Genomic DNA, 20,138 nt, shown 5'->3' with positions numbered 1-20,138 from the left:
CCGCCAGTTTTTCCTTTTTTAATGGTAGAAGTATAAATGTTATTATTTTTAAATGTATCAAAATCTGAAGAAAAAGAGATTGGTGCAGGAGATCGTACAATTTCAGAAACCCCAGTTGCATATGTTCCTCAACGATTTGGTTCTGCTTTTGGTTTATATGGTATTTTTAATACATCGGAAGGCTTTCAATCGCTTGACCCTGAAAAAGAAGGTGCAGGTGTTAGAACTGCTGACGATTTCGAACCTTTCGGAACAAAGCATAGATACAATTTTGCTCCGACAAACTACTTAAAAACACCGTCAGAGCGTTTAAACGTTTTCGCTAAAGTTAATCATGAGTTTTCTGATACATTATCGGCATTCGTCAATTTTACTTACAATCAACGCAAGTCTGTAACTCAAATCGCAGCCGTTCCTCTTGTGGCAGGCTTCTCTGGCCCACAATGGGAAATTCCTTATAGTAAAGATAATATCTATAATCCGTTCGGTGAAGATTTAACTGCATTTGGTTTTAGAACATTGCCTATTGGCCCTCGCACTAATATTCAAGATTATGATACTTACTTTATTACAGGTGGCTTTGAGGGTGAGTTTGAAATTGCTGACACAAGCCTATTTTGGGATGTGTCTATGTCACGTGGTGACAGCAGCCGAAATGAACATGGTGAGAACTTTGTAAACTTACAAAACTTAAGAAATGCGGTAGGACCATCTTTTGTACAAGATGGTGTCGCACAGTGTGGTACTGCTGATGATGTAATTTCAGGTTGTGTGCCTTTAAACCTATTTAATGGTGAAACTGGTTTTACAGACGAAATGGCCAACTACATCGGTTATGAGCTGAACAATCAAGTTAAGACAGGTACAACTAACTTTACTGCAAATATTTCTGGTGAAATATTTGAATTACCAGCTGGGTTTGTTGGTTTTGCGGCAGGCTACGAAAAACGAACGAATACATACGTAGATAATCCTGACTCTGTTGTTGCTGCTGGTTTAAGCTCGAGCAACTTTAGTGAGCCAACTAATGGTAGCCAGACTGCTGAAGAGTCTTACTTTGAATTTGCAATCCCGTTACTATCTGAGTTACCAGGTGTTCAAAGTTTAGAGCTTAGTATTGCTGGTCGGTTCTCGGATTTTGAGAATAGTGGTTTTGTAGGGACAAATCCGGTCACGTCTAAATTTGACAACGAAAGCTTTAAATTTGGATTTACATGGCGCGTATTTGACGATTTAATGTTCCGTGGTAACTACTCTGATACTTTCCGTGCACCTTCAGTAAATAACTTATTTGCAGGTGGTGGTGAAGGTTTCCCATCAACTCAAGATCCATGTAATACAACTCAGTTTCCACTTCAGTCTGCGGCAACGCAAGCTCGATGTATAGCTGATGGTGTGCCTGACGGTGGTTCAATTCAACCTACAGGTCAACTTCGTTCGTTGAATGGTGGTAACCCAGGTCTACAGCCAGAAGAGGGTAATACAACTACTTTCGGTGTGGTTTACAACCCAAGCTGGTTAGACGGCTTTGATATGACCGTTGATATGTATAAAATTGAACTTAGCGATGCGCTATCTTCTATTTCTGCAGGTGGGATGCTCAATAATTGTTATGTTCAAGGTGAAAGTGAGTTTTGTGGATTTGTTGAGCGTCGAAGTGATGGTCGTATTGCTACAGTACGTACCTCACAGTTTAATTTAAGCCAGCTTGAAGTTGAAGGTGTGGATTTTAATGCGAACTATGCTTTCCAAACAAATGATTACGGTAATTTTAATTTCCGTTTAAATGGCTCATACACTGATTCTTACCGTACTGCTGGTCTAGAAGAAAGTATTGATGATGCAGTGAATCAGGTTGCCCGAATTGATAGTGACATTCTTCGCTGGAGAGGAACGTTTAATACTACATGGTCTTATGATGATCTAACGGTAACATGGGGTATGCGTTACACAAGTGAACTAACAGAGTCATGTTCTATTCCTGAAAGTTTCTTAGAAGATGGGCTTGCAACGCGTGAGCTATGTAATATGCGTTCAGCGACCAGTGAAGATTACCCAAGCGGATTAAACCGCATTGGTAGCGTAACGTATCATGATTTATCTGCAAGCTACGTTCTTCCTTGGCAAGCAAATGTTCGTGTAGGTATGAGAAACGTGTTTAGAAAAGAGCCTCCTGTTGCTCTTAATCCATTCGCTAACTCATTCTATTCTGTGCACGATATCCCAGGTGGAACATGGTTTGTGAATTACAAACAAGACTTTTAAGGTTTGTTTCTAAATTTATAACTGTCTAGTGTTTTATCTAGGCTTATAAAATTAGAAATAGCCTTGTAAGAAAAACGCCACTGGTAACAGTGGCGTTTTTAAGTGATTTTAGACTTTTTTCTAATCCAAATAAGCTTTTAGCATCCAAACTAGTTTTTCTTGTTCAGAGATGTAGTCTCCCATTAATGATGCTGTACCTTCATCGCCTGCATCACCTGCTTGGTTTAAAATCTCACGTTGCTTTTTAATTAATGTACTGTAGCCCGCTAATATATTTTCTACGGCTGTAACACCATCACTTATGCCTTTTGCTTCTTTTATTTCACTTACTTCAAGGTAATCTGAAAATGCATGTAGCGGCGCGCCATCGAGCGTTAAAATACGCTCTGCAATCTCGTCAACTTTCAAAAGTAACAGGTTATAAATTTCTTCAAACTTAACGTGTAATTCAAAAAAGTTACGGCCTTTGATGTTCCAGTGAAAACCACGAGCATTCATATACTGTATTTGGTAGCTACTCAGTAGAGTATTAAGTGATTTTACAATGTCGTCGCTTTTTGCGCTGTTTAAACCAATTGCATTTACATGTGACATAACTTGCTCCTTAAGAACCGTTTGTTTGTTAACTTGAGTAAAGTATTACTTTTTTAGTTAGATTAGTAAAATTGTTTATATCTATAGAGTTAATAGTTAAAACCTATTAGATGACTGGTGCATAAGTTTTGTTTGCTCTATACAGACATGGGGTCTAATTATTAAAATTCACCTCAATTTTTTAAGGTGGTTTGTTGCGTAAAATATGATCTCAAACAAGCTTAGAAGGTGTTATTAAATTTGTTAATTTATTTTTTGATTTAGGTCAAAAATCACTCTTTTTGAAAGCGCATAATAATGGCGTTGAATTAATTAGGAGAGTGAACATGTATGCAAAAACAGGCAAACAAAATAAAGCAGAGTTAATTGTGGTATGTATTGCGCTGGTGGCATTTGTGCTTGGTTTAGTAGCTCATCTAGCGGGTGCAAGTATCGCTAACTCAGACGTGTTTGGTTATATAGCTGCGCCAATTCCGTTGGTGCTCGGGGTTATTGTTATACTAAGTTATAAAATAGCTGAGGCAGCAGAAGATTAACTGCCTTCGCCTAAACACTTTAAAATATAATCGACCACTTCACGTGAGTAAATCATACTGGTATGGCTTAAGTGAAACACTTTGTGTTCTGCCATACCTTTTAGTTTAGTTTCATCAAGAAGAACCGTGCCGTCTGACTTGCTACCCTTTACAATAAGAGGCATTAAGCCGATTGGTAGGTCGCCAGCAATACTATAAAGCTTTGCTTTAAATGGCCAGTTACCATTTTGTGTGAGTAAAAACTCAACGCTATTTTTTAAAAAAGCTTCAAACCCTTTTTGTTTCATTTTTTGTGCAATGTGACTGCCTTGATGCGGAGTACCAAGCGTTACTACTTTTGTAACGAATTGGCTCGCGTCTGAGTTAGCTTCTAAGTAAGCTCTAGCTACTAACCCACCCATAGAGTGGCATACTAAGGCTGTGGGCTCATTACCAATAAACTCATCTATTTGTTTAAAAATAGCATCACGATTTGGGTCAAGAGTATTGTATGTAAGGTTTAACACGTTAACGCCTGAGCTCTCTAACCTAGAGCAAAGGGGGCGCATAACAAAGCCAGACATATACAAGCCATGTAAAACAATAACGTGTTTAACTTTCATATGCTCCCTAATACCAATTTTATTAAAAACATGATCATCCTAGCGTATTAAATAATCCGCTACCTGCGTTAAAAATTATTTAGATAGAACAACTATATGTCATAATTTTCGCCATGTTATCGACTTATTTATTTGTCGCTATAATACATAACTAATTTTATGCAATTGGTATAACTACCGTAATTACATTAACTGTAGCGGTTTTATTTCAATATTGGTTGTATCGGTATTTACCCATACTTCACCATCTTGAATGGTAATGGCGAGCTTAATTCCACGATCAACCAAAGCAGCAAGTGCTTGTGTTGCTGCATAATCAAGGCTAAAAATACTTAGATTGTTAAATTCATACAATTTAGGTTGGTGTTTTTGCCACCAAATTTCTTGATTGTTTTCACCATAAGTATATAGCACCACTTTTTTAGATTTATTACAGGCTTTTTTAAGGCGTTTTTCATCTGGTAAGCCAAGCTCAACCCATAGTTCTATTTCTTCACTATAGCTTACATGCCAAAGTTCAGGCTCATCATCAGCACTTAACCCTTTGGTAAATTCTAAACCATCACAGCTATTGAGTGCAAAAGCGAGTAAGCGAATCATCAACCGTTGGTCGGTTTCTGATGGGTGTTGAGCCAAGGTTAAATTAAAATCTTGATAAACGTGGCGGTCCATATCGCTAAGCGATAACTGCACTTTCATAATGGTGGATTTAAGAGCCATAACAACTAATCTGAAAAAATTTGCGCCAGTATAGCGCAATTAAATGAATTGCCAGTTAAAATAGCGGTTAATTATACGTTAGGAGTTAAAAATGGCTATCCAGTGGTTCCCTGGGCGCTTGTATTAACTTCCGCCCTCATACGTAGGAAGTTTTTTGTTTAATTAAAATCAGTGGTTTATCTTTGTTTTATTCCGTCACGTTCCGCATGATGATAGCTAAATCCGAACCGCACAGTACCCCGTTCAGTACCCCCGACTATAAAAATACTATATACTCACTTTATTAACTTAATATATAGGTTCTGCGAGTTATGCGTTTAACTGATCGCAAGATAAAATCAATTGTAGCCACAGGAAAAGAACAAACCTTTTCAGATGGTAACTGTCTAGTATTACGTGTTAGAGCGAATGGCACTAAATCTTGGCGATTTAAATATACAGTTAATAAAAAAGTCACCAAGCTTTCCTTAGGTGCATACCCTGCTGTGGCTCTTGCTGAAGCCCGAAGTGTGGCAGTAAACTATTTGCAGCTTTTAGCTAAAGGCATTGACCCTAAAGAATACGAAAGTACTAAAAAGCTTGAAGCGAATAGAAAGCTAGCTAATACATTTTTAGCTGCCGCAGAGCTTTGGTTTGAACGAAAACAACCTACTGTGACCGCCCATCACGCAGCTAGGGAATGGCGAACGCTTGAGATGTATATTTTTCCTAAGATGAAAGATATACCGTTAGAGAGCATTACAGCGATTGATACTATTGAAATACTTAGGCCACTTGAGACTGACGGTAAACACTCCACAATTAAGCGTATTTGCCAAAGCTTGAACCAGATCATGGATTACTCGGTAAATCATGGTTTTATCAATGCCAATCCACTAGCAAAAATTATAAAAGTATTTACTAAAAATACTGTCGAGCATATGGCAACGATTAGACCTGAAGAGCTACCTGATTTTTTAACGGCTTTGAATAACTCTCGAACCATTCAGGACAAAACCAAGCTTTTAATCTTGTGGCAATTGCACACAATGACTCGTTCAAAAGAAGCCGCAGGCACTAAGTGGGCCGATATTAATATTGAAGATGCTGTATGGGTGATCCCAGCTGAAGAAATGAAGCGTAGAAGGTCCCATAGAGTACCTTTAACACCAGCTACCTTAGCAATACTTAATCAAATGAAACCACTCAGCGGTCACCATGAATATGTATTCCCGAGTGAGCGTAATGAAAAGAGCCATGCAAGTACCTATACGGTTAATGCAGCTATTAAACGTAGTTTAGGCTACAAAGGTAAGCTGGTAGCCCATGGCTTGCGCTCCGTTGCTTCTACAGCGCTTCATGAGAAAGGTTACGATAGCCTTTTGGTCGAAGCTTGCCTAGCCCACGCAGATGAAAACGAAACAAGAGCGGCATATAACCGCTCGGATTATTTAGAGCAACGCAGGCCAATAATGGGCTGGTGGAGTGAGTTTGTTGAGCAAGCTAATTTAAAGTAATAGAACCTAATCAAGCATTGCTTTGACTATTTCATTGAGGGCTTTTTTTTCAGTGGTATTCTGCTCTTTAGCGTAGTTGGTTAGCTTTTTCTGGTTGGCTTTATTTAAACCTAATAAGCTATTATTTCTTTGACGATGTATTTTTTGCTTATGCGCGTTGTATAAGTAGGCAATGAGATTTTTTTGAGTAGGTAAAAGATCTACTGATACGGGTAGCGTGCCATTAATTTCTAAAGAGTCGTCTAAAGCCGAAGGCTGATTAAGTTTTTCGGTAATGTAAGTAAACGTGCAATTAGGTAATAAGTTAACTCTAACAATACCAATAGTTTTAAATGCAACTAGAGATGTCGAGGGAGCAGTAATAGTGAGAAATCTGATATCTGTGCTGATTAACTTATCGAAATTTAATGTAATTAGAGGTGTAGAGGGCGTAGTAGTGAGCTGATTAATAGTAAAGTCGGCAGCATGAAATTTAATTTGATACTTACACCCTAGATCGGGAGCTGTTAAAAAGTACTCTGTAGGAAGAGATTTATTTGTTTTTAAATTCACACTCGTAGTGTTAGAAGGTTTGATTGTTTTGATATGATTAAAAAGCGGTTTATCAATATTTTCTACATAGCGATTTTTTAAGAGCTCCCAATTACCTATTAGTGCAATACATGACCAATATATTGTCTCGTTATCAATAGGCTTTATAAATTGAAACACATCTTTTTGCTTCGACGCCTCCTCTACTTTTTCTACTAGATAACGCCAAACCCAACTACATGTTTCCTCATCTTTCATGTCTAACCAGGGAAGTGGGCTTTTACCTATTACATATTGCGAATATGCGCATTTTAAGGCTAATAAATAGTTTTGCTTACGTCCATCATGGGTCATTGCTGCGTCAAAAGTTTTTATTATCAGCGGATATGCCTCCTCAATGTTGCTTGCAAAATTTCTATAGTACTTATCTGGTAGAGCGGAATGAAACTGTGGGATAGGGTTAAGGTTTATGTAAAAAAGTACCCAAGATAGTTGTTTTGGGTTTTTAACTGATAGCCAATCAAAGCTCTCAATAGGTAGAACATTTGCAATGTAGTTCCCCATTATATTGCTTAATTGGTGTTTTGAACGTTCGCTTACGCCATTAATAAATTCACTTTCCCATCTTTGAATAATCTCACGAGCTTGTTCGATATTTGTAGGGAAGTACTCAACGCACAATAAATTATTGTGATGAATATAATTAACCAACCAATACAGCGTTCTTTCATCATTCTTGAATACTTCTAGCCATGACATTTTTGTAATTCCCTGTCAGATAAAACCTGTTTATAGCATAACTAAAATGTATTTAATAAGTAATTAATTCATAAAAAAATACATATATTTCGTAAAAAAAACGTAACATAATAAATCTTTTTTGGTACCAATTTAATAGCTCTCAGCTGTTTTTGGTGTGTGTTTTCTATGTTTTTATTTTTTACTCTATTACATGTCAGTTTTAAAAAGCAAATGTTAAGCTTTATAGGCAGATGAATTGATCCCACATCGGTACTACTTTTCTCTTTTTTCATTGAGTCAAATTCAACTAGGTAGCTTATGATTTTTTGATTCATACCACACAAACCTGATGGGGTGTTTTTCTGTATAGGTAATATATACACGGCACTACCTCTTCGAGCATATAAAGGAATAATGGATAAATAATTACTAAGGAGACACCTCTTATGTGACTAACCAAAATCAAGAGGAAAATAATGAATAAACGTCATCCAGTTAATAGGAACTTAGTGATAAATAAAGGAGGTTTCTACAAGAATATTCCTGTATGGAATAACGGAGACTTGATACAAAATTATTTAATATCTATTGAGCAGGTTTTAACTCAAAGCCTGAATGAGCACCCAAGGACTTTAGCTATTAGGTTCGATTTAAGGTTTCCAATTAGCTTTGGCATTATTGATCAAATTGCAAGTTTACAAACATCCCATATATCAAGCTTTTTTAAGAATCTAGATCTAGAAATACAGCGTGATATTAAAGGTAAAATTAAAAGAAATGGTAATGCCCACCACAGTAGTTTGAGATATATATGGGTTAAAGAGCAAGATAGCTCTTGCATGCCTCATTATCATGTCGCCATATTTCTGAATAAAGACACTTATTATGGTTTAGGTAGCTATCAAGGTAATGGTGATAATATGGCTTCTCGTATAATTAGGGCTTGGGCCAAGGCTATAGGGATTGAAACCTATGATGCAGGTAAGTGTGTAGAATTTCCTGATAATCATACATACAGGCTTAATAGAAACAGTGAAAACTTTGCAGAGGATTTTAAACAGCTATTTTTTAGAGTCAGTTATTTTGCAAAAGTTGATACAAAAGCTTTTGGTAGTAAAGATAATTACTTTGGTTGCAGTAGGAGGTAATCAACTTCCCATTAAGCTACTTAACAGTGTTTTGAGACCTTCAACTAGTTAAATAGACCTAGGCCCTTATGCGACAAGGGCTGGCAAGTTCTCAAAATACCATTATGAGAACCTAAAAAATAAACGGTGTTATTACACTTTAAAAGAGTGCTCTATATGAGCACTCGTATTTTACTAATCAAACAAACTAGCAATGCCAGCAACTACTCCACCAGCTACCGCCAAAGGGATTGTAACAGGCGCAGACGCGACACCTGCACCAATTACTATTGCGCCAGATGTAAGCGCTCCAGCAGCTGCACCGGAGCTTATAGCCACAGCTGTTCTGCTTACGCTAGAGTCATTACTGCCAGTTATCTGTTTAGATAGCTCATTACCAACCAAGCCGCATGAAACGGCTTTATCTAAAGACATAATGCCTTCCTTTTAGTTAAGTAAAACCAGCGCCAGAATGACGCTACTAAGGGTTATAGCTCGAGTTCTTCAAAGTCTTTGTCTATTTCCTCCTGTGTTATGCCTATATAACGAAGTGTTGTTGCTTCGGAGCTATGGCGAAGCATTTTCATTACTCGGGCGATGTCGTGGGTTTTCTGATACAAGTGATAACCGCGTGTTTTACGCATTGAGTGAGTACCTAAATGAATGTTTAGTTCTTCACCAACTAGCGCAAATGCTTTTGTAACCGCTCTACGAGATAGCGGTTTAGGCTTTGAGTTAATTGCTTGTTGATTTCGGTATGATTGAAATAAGTAGATGTGATGCGGATGAGTCAGTTTAATTTTGTTGATTAAGTTGAGTGCTTTATCGTTTAGCTTTATTTCAGCTAATTTCGAGGTCTTTGACTCGTAAATAATTAACCTATCGTTATTTATGTCAGTGAACTTCACTGCAAGTAAGTCAGATATTCTAAGCGCGAGATTTAAGCCAATATTCCATATTTGACTCATTTGCCTTGAGCAACGCTTTTCTAGCAAATAACTAATAAGTCTTACTGTATCAAGAGCTTTAACCGCTTGTACTTCAGCCATAAAAACCTCCAACTATTCAGTCGTAATAGTTACTTGATAACAGCCTGTGTTGTAGTACTCAACAAAGTTTGAAATGAACAAGGCTAACAACTCTTTACCTTCCCTAGCATTCAACCAACCAGCTAGAAAGTGATAAACCTGCTTAATGCTAAAGCACACATCAATTTCTTTTATTAGCTCAGGGGTATGGCGACCCTGATACGAAAAGTCAGTAATATAAACAAGCTGCCAGCTGGTGGCCTGCTTTTCTAGCCTTACCTCTACAGGGTGAAAGCCTCCAGCTTCAGGGCTGTAATCTGGATCTCTAAAGTTAAGTGTAACCGCCTTAGCTGCTCCTACAGAATCACCTCCATTAGTAACTGCACTTACAATCACACCAATAAAAGAGTCAGGCACTTTAAAGCCTGATATTTGTTCTATTTTTAACGCCATATTTATCTCCTTTTAAATTAAGCCATGCTCAGCGAATGAATACGTGTTCTCGCCAATGATGATGTGATCAAGCACAGATACATCAATTAGGTTAAGTGCCTGCTGTAATTTGGTAGTAATAAGCTTGTCTGCTTGAGATGGGGCGGTAACGCCTGAGGGGTGGTTGTGAGCCAGGATAACGGACGCAGCATTAAGCTCCAGCACCTCTTTCACAACTTCTCTAGGATAAACGCTAGCAGCGTTAATAGTGCCTCTAAATAGCTCTTTAAACTCCAATATGCGGTTCTGGCTATCTAAAAACAGTACGGCAAATACTTCATGCTCATGTATCGCTAATTTATGTTTTAAGTACTCTTCGCAATCATTAGGGCTATTCAATACGCCATCTCTAAACTGCTTCTTAGCGATTATGTATGCAGCTGCTTCAAGTATCTGGGCATCATTTACGGGGTGTTTAAATTCATAAAACGACTGTTTAGCTTGCATTGTAAATTCCTCTTAAGTGGTTCATGCAAGTTAGTGATGTATATGTGTAAGTTTTTTGTTTGAGGGCATAAAAAAATACTACCCCCGGAAAGGTTATGAACTAATAACCAACCGGAGAAATTCGATGCGTTTAATCAAATTAAAAGAAGTTATACAAAAAACATCATTAGGCCATTCAAGCATTTATAAATTTATTGCAGAAGGCACATTCCCAAAGCAAGTATCGCTAGGCGCTAAATCAGTAGCTTGGTTAGAATCTGAAGTTGATGATTGGATAATGGATAGATTAGGGGAAAGAGAGGTATAAGTCGTGGAATTAGCTTTTAGCTAAAATTCATATGGAAGGAGCCCTATTAAATATACTGAAAGCTTGCCTAATAATTGCCAATTGCTAATATAGCCCATCATTTGAAACTGCCATCCAATTAGCTAATGTTTTAAATCTTTATTTTCTGTTAATCAAGCTGAAACCATTTGCGAACTAATTATTTCAGCTTTAATTATAGAGAGAAAACAATTTCTGTATGGTCAAGTTTTCAAAGCTTTCAAGCTTATTAATAGGTATGTATTTTGAATAGTGTGATCTTTTCTTTTTTTTCTGGCTCAGGTTTTTTAGACCTAGGCTTTGAGAAAGCTGGGTTTGATGTTGTCTTTGTTAATGAGATAGATAAATCATTTATCAATGCTTATGAGAACAGTCGTCAATTGATGGGGCATTCTCAACCCAAGTATGGTTATCATACTGGTTCAATCGAGGATTATTTAGAAGAGCGTGATGAATGCTCACTAGCTAAGAGTGTTAAGGCAGAGCAAGCCAGTGGCAAGTTAGTTGGTTTTGTTGGAGGACCACCTTGTCCAGACTTCTCTGTAGGTGGGAAAAACAAGGGGCAAGAGGGTGAAAACGGTAAGCTTTCACAATCATATATTGATTGTATTAAAAAGTTTGAGCCAGATTGGTTTGTATTTGAAAATGTAAAAGGGCTATGGAGAACGAAGAAACATCGTGAATTTTATGAGCGCTTAAAAAGTGAACTTTCAGATGCAGGATACACACTGGATAATAGGCTAATTAACTCATTGGAATTTGGTGTTGCCCAAGATCGTGACAGAATAATACTGTTTGGTATAAAAAATACTAAAGCTAAATTAGAAGTTAAGTTTGAATGGGAAAAATATATGAAGTATCCCAATCGAGTGGCTTTTGACTTTAATTGGCCCAGTACAAATAAGTTTGGAGAGCAGCCCCCCTTTCCTGATAATGTTCCCGAAGACCTTACAATTCAATATTGGTTTGATAAAAATGATGTAAGTGCTCATCCGAACGCTAAAGCTCACTTTACGCCAAGAGCTGGGCTTGCTAAGTTCCTAGTTATAGAAGAAGGCGATACAGCTAAAAAATCTTATAAGCGGTTGCATCGATATAGATATTCACCAACTGCCGCATATGGTAATAATGAGGTTCACCTCCATCCATATGAGGCAAGAAGGTTATCAGCAGCTGAAGCGCTGGCAATACAATCTTTACCAAAGGAATTCCAATTTCCTCAGACTATGACATTAAGTGCAATGTTTAAAACTATTGGTAATGGAGTGCCATACTTATTTTCTTATGGTATTGCATCTACAATAAAAGATTACTTAGAAAAATAAAAATGAATGGTAATGAAAATGGATATTGAACAAACAAAAACATGGATAGACGAGCTAGTTAATGTAGAACTTAAATATATTACTGGCCGCAATATAGTCATTATAGAAAGCACTGATTGGAGTGGAACAGGAAGGGTAAATGTATCTCGTGGTGAAAACAATTTCTCAATAAGGTTTGAACGAATTGAAGCTTTACTTCACAAACTTCAAGGTGGGGCTCCTATACATGTAGATACAGAACTTCGCTCTGGTAGTAATGACCGCAGTGTTATCGAAACAATAATTGCAAATTTCCCTGTAGTTGGTTACATGAAACCTAAGCAGGGGAGAAATAGAACTAAAAATAAAGTTATACAGTTGATGAATCAAGAGTTACACCCATTAGGAGAAACTCTAGATGTATCTGATGAACATTATAAAGCTCATTTATTAACTTCTTTTAGTTTAGATACTGTAACGCCTTTATCTAAGCCTTTTCTGCTTTTAGCTGGTATATCAGGAACAGGTAAAACTCGCTTTGTCAGAGAGCAGGCGAAGCTAACAGGCTCCTTAGCTGAGACTTACTGCTTAACATCTGTGCGACCTGACTGGCATGAGCCTAGTGATTTGCTGGGGTATGTGTCTCGTTTAAGTGGGAGTGCTGAGTTTGTAGTAACGGATGTACTTAAATTTATTGCTAAAGCATGGCGTGAAATACTTGATAAAGGTATTTCATTATCAGTAAATGAAAAGCTTTTATGCCTTCAAGGTGGCGTATCAGATATTGATGCAATAAAACCATATTGGCTTTGCTTGGACGAAATGAATTTAGCGCCTGTTGAACAGTACTTTGCGGATTACTTATCAGTTATTGAAACAAGGTGTTGGGCTTGGGATGAAGATGATTTTCAATACTCGTGTGACCCACTATTAAAAGCTACTATAATTCAATCAATCGATAATATTGAAAGGCTACGTGAGGAACTGGGGTTTGAGGATGCTAATTATGATGATGCGTGGCAACATATTTGTGAATATGGTTTAAGTATTCCGTTTAACTTGATAGTTGCTGGCACAGTAAATATGGATGAAACTACCCATGGCTTTTCTCGTAAAGTAATAGACCGAGCGCTGAGTTTTGATTTTGGCGACTTTTTCCCTAACGATTTCGATAACTTTTTCGCACCTACAACCACCAATAAGACATTGAGTTACCCTATTTACTCTGATGCACGGACTAGTACCGATAAACTCCCTGAAATCGATATAGATGGTCGTAAAAGCATCGCATTCATTAATGCAATAAATGGTGTGTTGGCACATACTCCATTTAAGCTTGCATACAGAGCACTTAACGAGTTGCTATTAGCCGTTATAAGTAGCGAACCCAAAGAAGAGGTTGACTTAAAAGCTGTATGGGATGACTTTTTAATGTGTAAAGTTTTACCCCGTATTGAAGGTGATACCGAGAAGCTTGCCGCAGTTGAAACTGTCGATATATCGATATTGAAACAATTGGAAGAAATTCTTGAAAGTGAATTTGGTAGCTTTTGGAATGAATTGCCTGGCTCAGATAAAGCAAGACCTGATTTGTACCGTGAAAATGTAGATGGCGATAAATTAATTCATATTGCTTGCCGGAGCAAAGAAAAAATAAAATGGATGGAAGATAGGTTAACAACATTTGGTTTTACAAGTTTTTGGCCTTAATTAAACTGGATGGAGTGCTAAGGAATGCAAGAGCTTTTATATCTGCAATCATTACAGTTTGAATTATCTATCTGGACGAACGATATTTTTAAACGAAAACAGGTTTACCAAGCCACGTTTGGTAAACGCAATATCGCTTGTTCAGATCTTGAAACACTCGCCACAGAATCGATTTATCCTATAAAGCTCTCCCCTTCTTTAGATGTTGATGCGTTAGTAGTAGATAAAAAAGAATATGAAGCGACTAATCACACTAATAGCATAGCTATTGCCGAGCCCATTTTTTTTGAAAATACACAATATCAATTTGAATGGGAGTTTAGCTCTGAAGTTGAAAGTGCTTATTTATCCCACCGTACCCAAAACATTAATGATAGCTTTCGCTTTAAAAGAGCGAGCCTAACTTCTTCCGCTCGATTGACAGGTACATTAAATACGGGGAATGATGTTGGTTGGATGCGTTTGCCACTTGAGTTTATTGCAGGTGGAAAGGTATTTAAAAGTAATATTTCCTTTGAAGTACTACCAACAAAAATGGATATGCATAGCGACTTACCTGCTATGTATAAAATGATTGATAAAGAGTTCCCACTATGGCGCTTTAGCTTACTTGAAAAAACAGAACAGAATGCTTCTAAGGGCCAGCAAAGAGGTCACTTTCCTCTGCTGTGGCTTGCTAACTTTAATAATTTACGCAAACGGTTTGAAGATGGTCTTAAGGTTATTACTCAGGCTCCGCACAGTCGCTTACAGTCATATGTTTCATATTCAAAAGCCGATAGGTTGAAAGGGCGCTTACCCCAACGTTTAAGTGAAAAGGTTAAAGAAGATATAAAAAGTAAGCAGTTCGCTAAGCGGTATAAAGTTGAAAAAAGGCAGCTTAGTGTAAATACACCTGAAAACCGTTTTATAAAAATGGTGGTTACAAATAGTAAAAAGTGTATTGCCAAATTTGAAAATAAACTAAGGGAAGCAAATAAAGCACCAGATAAGCAACGCCTTTCAAATAGCTTTTTAAATGAATTACAAGAGTGGCAAAAACCTTTACAAAAAACACTAAATCAGAGCTTTTTTAAAGAGGTAAGCACGTATACAGGGCTTAATAGCGAATCTTTAGTTTTGCAGCAAAAAACGGGCTATAGCGCTGTGTATCGCGTGTGGCAAGAATTAAAATACTATTTGGATGTGTTTGAAGAACAATCAAGCGTATCAATGAAGTCTGTCGCTGAAATATACGAAGTGTGGTGCTTTTTAGAGATTCGGAATATTTTAATAAATGAACTGCGCTTTAAAGATAAAACAAAAAAGCTAAATAATTTACAGTTAAACGATTTTTTAGAGTATCAATTAAAAGACGGCTTTGCAGGTGCGTTTGAATTTGAGCGTGAGGATGGTCTAAAAGCAAGATTAGCGCACGAGCCAAGGTTTACTAAAAAGGGTAAGCCTATTAAGTCTTATTTAGTTAGCCAAGAGCCAGATATTGTACTTGAGGTAACTTTACCCAAGCCCAACTCTAAGCGATTTATTTGGATATTTGATGCTAAATACCGCATTAAAACGAAGCAAGGCCGCTATGATGAAGACAATATTGATACAACAGACTTTGTGCCTGATGATGCTATAAATCAAATGCACCGCTACAGAGATGCGTTAATTCATATAACTAAAGAAAACCAATCAGACAGCATAAGCAAGAGCAGACCTATATTTGGCGCATTTGCTTTATACCCTGGCTACTTTAAACAAGAGGCTAACCCACAGAGTAACCCTTATAACGAAGCTATTCATGAAATAAGTATAGGTGCATTTGCATTGTTGCCAAGTGCTGGTGGAAAAAGTGGTAGTTATTGGCTTGCTGAATTTTTACGTAAACAGTTGGGTGATGGGAATAATAGCTATGTTAAGAACTCTCAAGAGATAGAAGAGAGTTTATATGTTCAAGAAGCAGCCCGAATTCCATATGCAGGTATGAAGCAGATGCTATATCCTGATTTAGTTTTTACAGCTGCTTTAGCTGGGTTGGCAGGGCGAGATAAAAGTTATTTTGAGCGCTTCAAAAATGGCTCAGCATCTTGGTATCACACCCCATTAGCTACTTTTAATTCAGCCACAAAAAAATCAAAACTCAATGTGTTAAAGGAAATTAGGTATTTAGCTATTGCCTCTACGAGTGCTATTAACTCTCGAACTAAATCTATAAAAAAAGTATGGCCTGTAATTGGTTGTCAAATAGTAGCGCGAAGTAGTTTAACTATTGAGCAAGCAGGTAAAGTGAAATCTGGTGCTGAAGAATGTGTTTTGTTTAAGCTTGGAAAACCCCTTACTCTTAGCTCACCTGTTGAGTCTGTACCGCATCGGCCAATAGATAGGACTATGAAGCTCACTACGTTGTCTAATCTTGAAAAGGCATCTGTATTTAAAGAGGTTGAGAAAGTTTATTCCCAAACGTTAAACTGATTTTGGTTGCTGTAGATAATGTACCCTTTAGTCAGCTATTGCCATATACTTCAACAAGCACTTTAGTAAAGCGGATATAAATACAAATACGAGTTTACTCGCAGCAAAAAACTAGAGTTTAAAATATTTCTAAATATATAAATAATTATATATGATGTAATAATTAGTACCAAGTTAGGAGAATTGTATAAATAAAAATATTTAGCTATTTGTCAATCATATCTTCTTGGTAATTCACAATATTATTATACAAATTATGTCCCTTAGACCAAATAATACAAATGGGTACGTCTATTACTTAAGGCTAAAAACTCACAAAGGTATCTTTTATAAAATAGGGTATACCTCTAAAGATAGCATTAATGAACGATTCTCATATGGAAATTCCGAAAACCATAAGCTTGTAGATAAAGTACTTATGTTCAAATATTGTGTACATGCATACGATATAGAACAAAGGCTTCATTTACTTTTTAGGAAGTATAGAGCGTTCGACAAGAATGCTTTTATGTCTGCATTCAAAGATTTTTCACAATACCCATTTTATAAAGATGGTCAATCTGAATTGTACAAAAGAGATATACTTAATTTGGACTTTAAACCCCCATTTAAGTTTTTTGGTACATATAGATGTTATGCCATAGAGAAACGTAAGCTATATAAAACACGATGGCATGAATCTGTAGAAGCTGATTTTATTAAGAAGGATGAACAAAAAGGTTACGATATGATCAGTACCTTACTAGAAAAGCCTTTGTTTGAAACTAAAAGTGAGTTTATTGAGCGCCATGGCACTTGGGTACACTCTCTTGTATTATGGGGGATCAAGAATAGTGCATGTGCTTTTTGGGAAGATTCAACTATCCATGGTGCTAAGCCAATGCCTGAGACTAAAGAAGAGTTGCTTCAGCTGAAGAAATTAAGCCCTGTGTGGGGTTATGTTGATTGTATCCCAAAGGAAATAGCTTATTTAAAAAACCTGGAAGTTGTAGAGTTCAGTAATAAAGGTTTAACCGAAATTCCGGAAGAGCTATTCACTTTACCTAACCTTAAAAAATTAGTGCTTTGGGGGAATGACTTTACAAGCATCTCTAATAAGATTGAAAATCTAACTGAATTAGAAGAGTTAAATATATCTTTTAATTCAAAACTAAAATCCTTACCAACGGGTATTGCAACGTTAAAAAAGTTGAGACACTTAAACGTTGACAAAGAGCATTGGAAGTTTCTCATTGATATTGGTGTGAAATCGCATGTTTTTTTAAAAATGCCTACCTTCCCAGAAGAGATGATTGAGCAAGAAATCATAAAAAAATATGGCTATCTTGGAAGTTGTGATATCAATCACGTATTTTCTAATGGGCACAATTATCAAAGTGTCATTAGGCAATTTTTATCGCACAAAAGTATACAGTTAGACTTCCCGCCAAATATACCTGACGGTTTATTGGCGATGATTCAACAGCATATTGAGTATTGCTCTGAACACTCTTGGGAAAAGTATTTGAAGCGATTTGACATGGTCTCATATTAAACTAGGTTACAGTTTATAAGATTCGCAATATCGTTTTCGGCCTCTAAAATCTTAACGTATTGTACTAATATTATTTTTTAATATATGCATATACCATGAGGGTTGATATCAATGGCAAGTACTCCAGTCACTTTTATGCTACTTCGTCAGGCTAGGGCTCAGTTATTCAATAGAGAATGGCATACTGCATCTTCTTTAGCCTGAACAACTTAATTTTTACGTTGTAGGGTTGCAAAGTTATATATTTTCAAATTGGTAATCGAGAGTCTTAGATGTGAATTAACAAAGTATATTTATAGTTATAGCTGAAGAAATGTAACCGTCGGCTAAACCACACCTAAACATTTATTTTATATTCGCTAAGCTCATTTCTTTTTAATAACAGGAGTGAGTTATGCAAACCAATCGAACACAACAATGGCTAGATTTAATTCGCCGACAACCAGGCTCTGGTTTAAACATACAAGATTTTTGCCAGCAAAATAACTTAGCAACGTCCACTTTTTATAAGTACCGCAAACAATTAACCGCCCAATCTAGTTTCAGCAAAGTGACCATTCAAACTGAACAAACCCGTTTGCAAGAAATCGTTGAGCCTGCCCATATCACACTGACTTTGCAGGTTGGAGAATTAAAATTGCCAGGTTCAACCTCTGCACAGTATTTGTCTGATTTGATTAGAGGTTTAGTTAAATGAAAATGTTTGTTGAGCCAAGTGACATTTACCTGCACCGCCCAGTGGTGGACTTTCGAAAATCGATTAATGGTTTAGCTAATATTGTTGTCGCTGAAATGAATTTAAATGTGATGTCCGGTGCTTTATTTATCTTCTGCAACAAAAGCAAAGATAAACTCAAAATCCTTTACTGGGATAAAACGGGGTTTGCTTTGTGGCATAAGCGATTAGAAAACAATAAGTTTAAATGGCCGAATGCCGAGCATGAAAACCAGCTTGTTTTATCTGAGCAACAACTGCACTGGCTGCTCGATGGCTTTGATATTGTTGGTCATAAACCGCTGATTTTATCAAACTTGAGCTTATAACTTTAGCTCATACCTGATCAGCTTTTAATCTGAATAACATGCAGATAATCAGCGAGTTATAGGGTAAAATACCCCCTATGACTGAACGAGAGCAGCAACTTCTCAAACGCATTGCCGAACTTGAAAAACAAGTAACGGATAAAGATTCCAGAATCGCGTATTTAGAAGAACAATTCAAATTAGCCCAACAAAAACAATTCGGTAAATCAACCGAAGGCCACCCTGCACAAGGTGATTTATTTAACGAAGCGGAAGACATCGCTGAGTTAGAACGTGAAGTTGAAGCTGAAAACGAAACCGTTACTTACACCCGTAAAAAAGCTAAACGCACTGCGTTACCGGCTGATTTACCACGCGAAGTGATTGTGCACGACATCGAAAATAAAAGCTGTGACTGCTGCGGTGGTGAAATGCATAAAATGGGTGAAGATAAATCTGAAAAACTTGAATTTATTCCAGCTCAAATCAAAGTGATTGAACATGTTAGACCTAAATACAGCTGCCGAGCCTGTGAGCAAAACGAAACACAAGTTCAAATCAAACAAGCCCCGATGCCAGCGAGTCCAATTCCTAAAGGCATTGCAACACCAAGCTTACTCAGCCAAATCATCACCAGTAAATATCAATACGCACTGCCGCTTTATCGGCAAGAAACCATGTTTAAACAACACGGCATTGAAATCAGTCGACAAACCATGAGTGACTGGATAATCAAATGTGCCAGTTTATTTAAACCACTGTATGACAAATTGCATCAAATCTTATTAGAGCAACATGTCATTCAAGCGGACGAGACCACAGTCAATGTGGTGAGTGATGACAAAACAAAATCCTATATGTGGTTATATTGCACAGGTACTGACACGCCTGTTGCAAATAACCCATTTAAAAATATCGTACTGTATGAATATCAGCCGGGTCGTTCGGGTTGTTATCCTGCGAATTTTTTACTTAATTATACAGGTTACCTTCAAGTGGATGGTTACCAAGGGTATGACCAAACTAAAGCCAAGCTAGCAGGCTGCTGGGCACATGCACGGCGTAAGTTTGATGAAGCTGAAAAAGCGCAACCCAAAGGAAAAACGGGCAAAGCAAATTGGGCGTTGAATCATATTCAAAAACTGTATCGAATTGAAACCAGAATCAAAGATAAAACAGCGCCTGAAAAACAAGCCATCCGGAAAA

General features: G+C 37.1%; 20 protein-coding genes and 1 pseudogene. 13 read left to right on the top strand and 8 right to left on the bottom strand.

Going from position 1 to position 20,138, the window contains the following annotated elements; genetic code table 11:
- The first annotated feature begins 36 nt into the window (after positions 1-36).
- Positions 37-2,265, top strand: coding sequence for a TonB-dependent receptor (locus Q0688_RS27615; protein WP_299085429.1), 2,229 nt, complete (start codon positions 37-39; stop codon positions 2,263-2,265).
- A gap of 120 nt (positions 2,266-2,385) precedes the next feature.
- Here Q0688_RS27615 and Q0688_RS27610 read toward each other — a convergent pair whose 3' ends face one another.
- Positions 2,386-2,859 carry a Dps family protein gene (locus tag Q0688_RS27610; RefSeq protein WP_006793845.1) on the bottom strand — a complete coding sequence of 158 codons (474 nt, stop codon included), beginning with the start codon at positions 2,857-2,859 and terminating at the stop codon, positions 2,386-2,388.
- Between the two features lie 326 nt (positions 2,860-3,185).
- On the opposite strand from Q0688_RS27610, the gene Q0688_RS27605 reads away from it, so the two are divergent.
- Positions 3,186-3,395 (top strand): hypothetical protein, encoded by a 210-nt coding sequence (locus tag Q0688_RS27605; RefSeq protein WP_008128335.1) that lies wholly within the window; start codon positions 3,186-3,188, stop codon positions 3,393-3,395.
- On the opposite strand, the gene Q0688_RS27600 is transcribed toward Q0688_RS27605, so the two are convergent.
- Both Q0688_RS27600 and Q0688_RS27595 read right to left on the bottom strand, forming a co-directional pair.
- Complete coding sequence (locus Q0688_RS27600) at positions 3,392-3,997, bottom strand: alpha/beta hydrolase (protein WP_008128336.1); 606 nt, start codon at positions 3,995-3,997, stop codon at positions 3,392-3,394. The genes Q0688_RS27605 and Q0688_RS27600 overlap by 4 nt on opposite strands.
- 183 nt (positions 3,998-4,180) lie before the next feature.
- The gene (locus Q0688_RS27595; RefSeq protein ID WP_299085402.1) at positions 4,181-4,717 is read right to left on the bottom strand and encodes a YaeQ family protein; all 537 of its coding nucleotides are present in this window, start codon (positions 4,715-4,717) and stop codon (positions 4,181-4,183) included.
- 311 nt (positions 4,718-5,028) lie between these two features.
- Here Q0688_RS27595 and Q0688_RS27590 point away from each other — a divergent pair, with 311 nt between their 5' ends.
- Complete coding sequence (locus tag Q0688_RS27590; protein WP_299085399.1) at positions 5,029-6,213, top strand: tyrosine-type recombinase/integrase; 1,185 nt, start codon at positions 5,029-5,031, stop codon at positions 6,211-6,213.
- Between the two features lie 6 nt (positions 6,214-6,219).
- On the opposite strand, the gene Q0688_RS27585 is transcribed toward Q0688_RS27590, so the two are convergent.
- Positions 6,220-7,503, bottom strand: coding sequence for a hypothetical protein (locus Q0688_RS27585; protein WP_299085396.1), 1,284 nt, complete (start codon positions 7,501-7,503; stop codon positions 6,220-6,222).
- A 458-nt stretch (positions 7,504-7,961) separates the two neighbouring features.
- Between Q0688_RS27585 and Q0688_RS27580 the strand changes: the two genes are divergently transcribed.
- Positions 7,962-8,633, top strand: a complete 672-nt coding sequence (locus Q0688_RS27580) for an inovirus Gp2 family protein (RefSeq protein WP_138740170.1) — start codon at positions 7,962-7,964, stop codon at positions 8,631-8,633.
- Between the two features lie 174 nt (positions 8,634-8,807).
- Here Q0688_RS27580 and Q0688_RS27575 read toward each other — a convergent pair whose 3' ends face one another.
- From Q0688_RS27575 to radC, 4 genes are read right to left on the bottom strand one after another with little or no spacing between them, the layout of a single operon-like run.
- Positions 8,808-9,047 (bottom strand): hypothetical protein, encoded by a 240-nt coding sequence (locus Q0688_RS27575; protein WP_036984567.1) that lies wholly within the window; start codon positions 9,045-9,047, stop codon positions 8,808-8,810.
- A gap of 53 nt (positions 9,048-9,100) precedes the next feature.
- Complete coding sequence (locus Q0688_RS27570) at positions 9,101-9,661, bottom strand: tyrosine-type recombinase/integrase (RefSeq protein ID WP_299085382.1); 561 nt, start codon at positions 9,659-9,661, stop codon at positions 9,101-9,103.
- Positions 9,662-9,673: 12 nt separating this feature from the next.
- Entirely contained in the window at positions 9,674-10,093 is a 420-nt protein-coding gene (locus Q0688_RS27565) for a DUF2787 domain-containing protein (protein WP_299085379.1), read from the bottom strand.
- Positions 10,094-10,105: 12 nt separating this feature from the next.
- Positions 10,106-10,579 carry a DNA repair protein RadC gene (gene radC, locus Q0688_RS27560; RefSeq protein ID WP_299085376.1) on the bottom strand — a complete coding sequence of 158 codons (474 nt, stop codon included), beginning with the start codon at positions 10,577-10,579 and terminating at the stop codon, positions 10,106-10,108.
- Positions 10,580-10,703: 124 nt separating this feature from the next.
- Between radC and Q0688_RS27555 the strand changes: the two genes are divergently transcribed.
- The 9 genes and pseudogenes from Q0688_RS27555 to Q0688_RS27520 form a co-directional block, all read left to right on the top strand.
- Positions 10,704-10,886 carry an AlpA family transcriptional regulator gene (locus Q0688_RS27555; RefSeq protein ID WP_299085373.1) on the top strand — a complete coding sequence of 61 codons (183 nt, stop codon included), beginning with the start codon at positions 10,704-10,706 and terminating at the stop codon, positions 10,884-10,886.
- A 272-nt stretch (positions 10,887-11,158) separates the two neighbouring features.
- Complete coding sequence (locus Q0688_RS27550; protein ID WP_299085432.1) at positions 11,159-12,229, top strand: DNA cytosine methyltransferase; 1,071 nt, start codon at positions 11,159-11,161, stop codon at positions 12,227-12,229.
- A gap of 18 nt (positions 12,230-12,247) precedes the next feature.
- Positions 12,248-13,918 carry a hypothetical protein gene (locus Q0688_RS27545; protein ID WP_299085370.1) on the top strand — a complete coding sequence of 557 codons (1,671 nt, stop codon included), beginning with the start codon at positions 12,248-12,250 and terminating at the stop codon, positions 13,916-13,918.
- A 24-nt stretch (positions 13,919-13,942) separates the two neighbouring features.
- On the top strand, positions 13,943-16,375 hold the full coding sequence (locus Q0688_RS27540) for a restriction endonuclease-like protein (protein ID WP_299085368.1): 2,433 nt from the start codon (positions 13,943-13,945) through the stop codon (positions 16,373-16,375).
- 256 nt (positions 16,376-16,631) lie between these two features.
- A pseudogene (locus Q0688_RS27730) lies at positions 16,632-16,853 on the top strand (GIY-YIG nuclease family protein); the annotation flags it as partial.
- Between the two features lie 30 nt (positions 16,854-16,883).
- Positions 16,884-17,909, top strand: coding sequence for a leucine-rich repeat domain-containing protein (locus tag Q0688_RS27535; RefSeq protein ID WP_299085366.1), 1,026 nt, complete (start codon positions 16,884-16,886; stop codon positions 17,907-17,909).
- A gap of 394 nt (positions 17,910-18,303) precedes the next feature.
- On the top strand, positions 18,304-18,606 hold the full coding sequence (locus tag Q0688_RS27530) for a hypothetical protein (RefSeq protein ID WP_036956872.1): 303 nt from the start codon (positions 18,304-18,306) through the stop codon (positions 18,604-18,606).
- Positions 18,603-18,953: an IS66 family insertion sequence element accessory protein TnpB gene (gene tnpB, locus Q0688_RS27525; RefSeq protein ID WP_036956871.1), complete on the top strand. Its 351-nt coding sequence runs from the start codon at positions 18,603-18,605 to the stop codon at positions 18,951-18,953. Before Q0688_RS27530 ends, tnpB begins: the two co-directional genes overlap by 4 nt.
- 77 nt (positions 18,954-19,030) lie before the next feature.
- A partial coding sequence (locus Q0688_RS27520) for an IS66 family transposase (protein WP_299085352.1) occupies positions 19,031-20,138 on the top strand: 1,108 nt, incomplete at its 3' end.

Origin of the sequence: uncultured Paraglaciecola sp. (assembly GCF_937123705.1) — a bacterium.
Lineage (GTDB): Bacteria > Pseudomonadota > Gammaproteobacteria > Enterobacterales > Alteromonadaceae > Paraglaciecola.
Note: the sequence above shows the minus strand (reverse complement) of the source record. Positions and strands in the feature narration are given on the sequence as shown.

Bases quoted from the DNA above. Each gene is read 5' to 3' on its own strand.
- Q0688_RS27580 (WP_138740170.1), top strand. From the start codon at position 7,962: ATGAATAAACGTCATCCAGTTAATAGGAACTTAGTGATAAATAAAGGA.
- Q0688_RS27595 (WP_299085402.1), bottom strand. From the start codon at position 4,717: ATGGCTCTTAAATCCACCATTATGAAAGTGCAGTTATCGCTTAGCGAT.
- radC (WP_299085376.1), bottom strand. From the start codon at position 10,579: ATGCAAGCTAAACAGTCGTTTTATGAATTTAAACACCCCGTAAATGAT.
- Q0688_RS27590 (WP_299085399.1), top strand. From the start codon at position 5,029: ATGCGTTTAACTGATCGCAAGATAAAATCAATTGTAGCCACAGGAAAA.
- Q0688_RS27545 (WP_299085370.1), top strand. From the start codon at position 12,248: ATGGATATTGAACAAACAAAAACATGGATAGACGAGCTAGTTAATGTA.
- Q0688_RS27610 (WP_006793845.1), bottom strand. From the start codon at position 2,859: ATGTCACATGTAAATGCAATTGGTTTAAACAGCGCAAAAAGCGACGAC.
- Q0688_RS27535 (WP_299085366.1), top strand. From the start codon at position 16,884: ATGTCTGCATTCAAAGATTTTTCACAATACCCATTTTATAAAGATGGT.
- Q0688_RS27565 (WP_299085379.1), bottom strand. From the start codon at position 10,093: ATGGCGTTAAAAATAGAACAAATATCAGGCTTTAAAGTGCCTGACTCT.
- Q0688_RS27530 (WP_036956872.1), top strand. From the start codon at position 18,304: ATGCAAACCAATCGAACACAACAATGGCTAGATTTAATTCGCCGACAA.
- Q0688_RS27570 (WP_299085382.1), bottom strand. From the start codon at position 9,661: ATGGCTGAAGTACAAGCGGTTAAAGCTCTTGATACAGTAAGACTTATT.
- Q0688_RS27605 (WP_008128335.1), top strand. From the start codon at position 3,186: ATGTATGCAAAAACAGGCAAACAAAATAAAGCAGAGTTAATTGTGGTA.
- Q0688_RS27615 (WP_299085429.1), top strand. From the start codon at position 37: ATGTTATTATTTTTAAATGTATCAAAATCTGAAGAAAAAGAGATTGGT.
- Q0688_RS27555 (WP_299085373.1), top strand. From the start codon at position 10,704: ATGCGTTTAATCAAATTAAAAGAAGTTATACAAAAAACATCATTAGGC.
- tnpB (WP_036956871.1), top strand. From the start codon at position 18,603: ATGAAAATGTTTGTTGAGCCAAGTGACATTTACCTGCACCGCCCAGTG.
- Q0688_RS27575 (WP_036984567.1), bottom strand. From the start codon at position 9,047: ATGTCTTTAGATAAAGCCGTTTCATGCGGCTTGGTTGGTAATGAGCTA.
- Q0688_RS27540 (WP_299085368.1), top strand. From the start codon at position 13,943: ATGCAAGAGCTTTTATATCTGCAATCATTACAGTTTGAATTATCTATC.
- Q0688_RS27585 (WP_299085396.1), bottom strand. From the start codon at position 7,503: ATGTCATGGCTAGAAGTATTCAAGAATGATGAAAGAACGCTGTATTGG.
- Q0688_RS27600 (WP_008128336.1), bottom strand. From the start codon at position 3,997: ATGAAAGTTAAACACGTTATTGTTTTACATGGCTTGTATATGTCTGGC.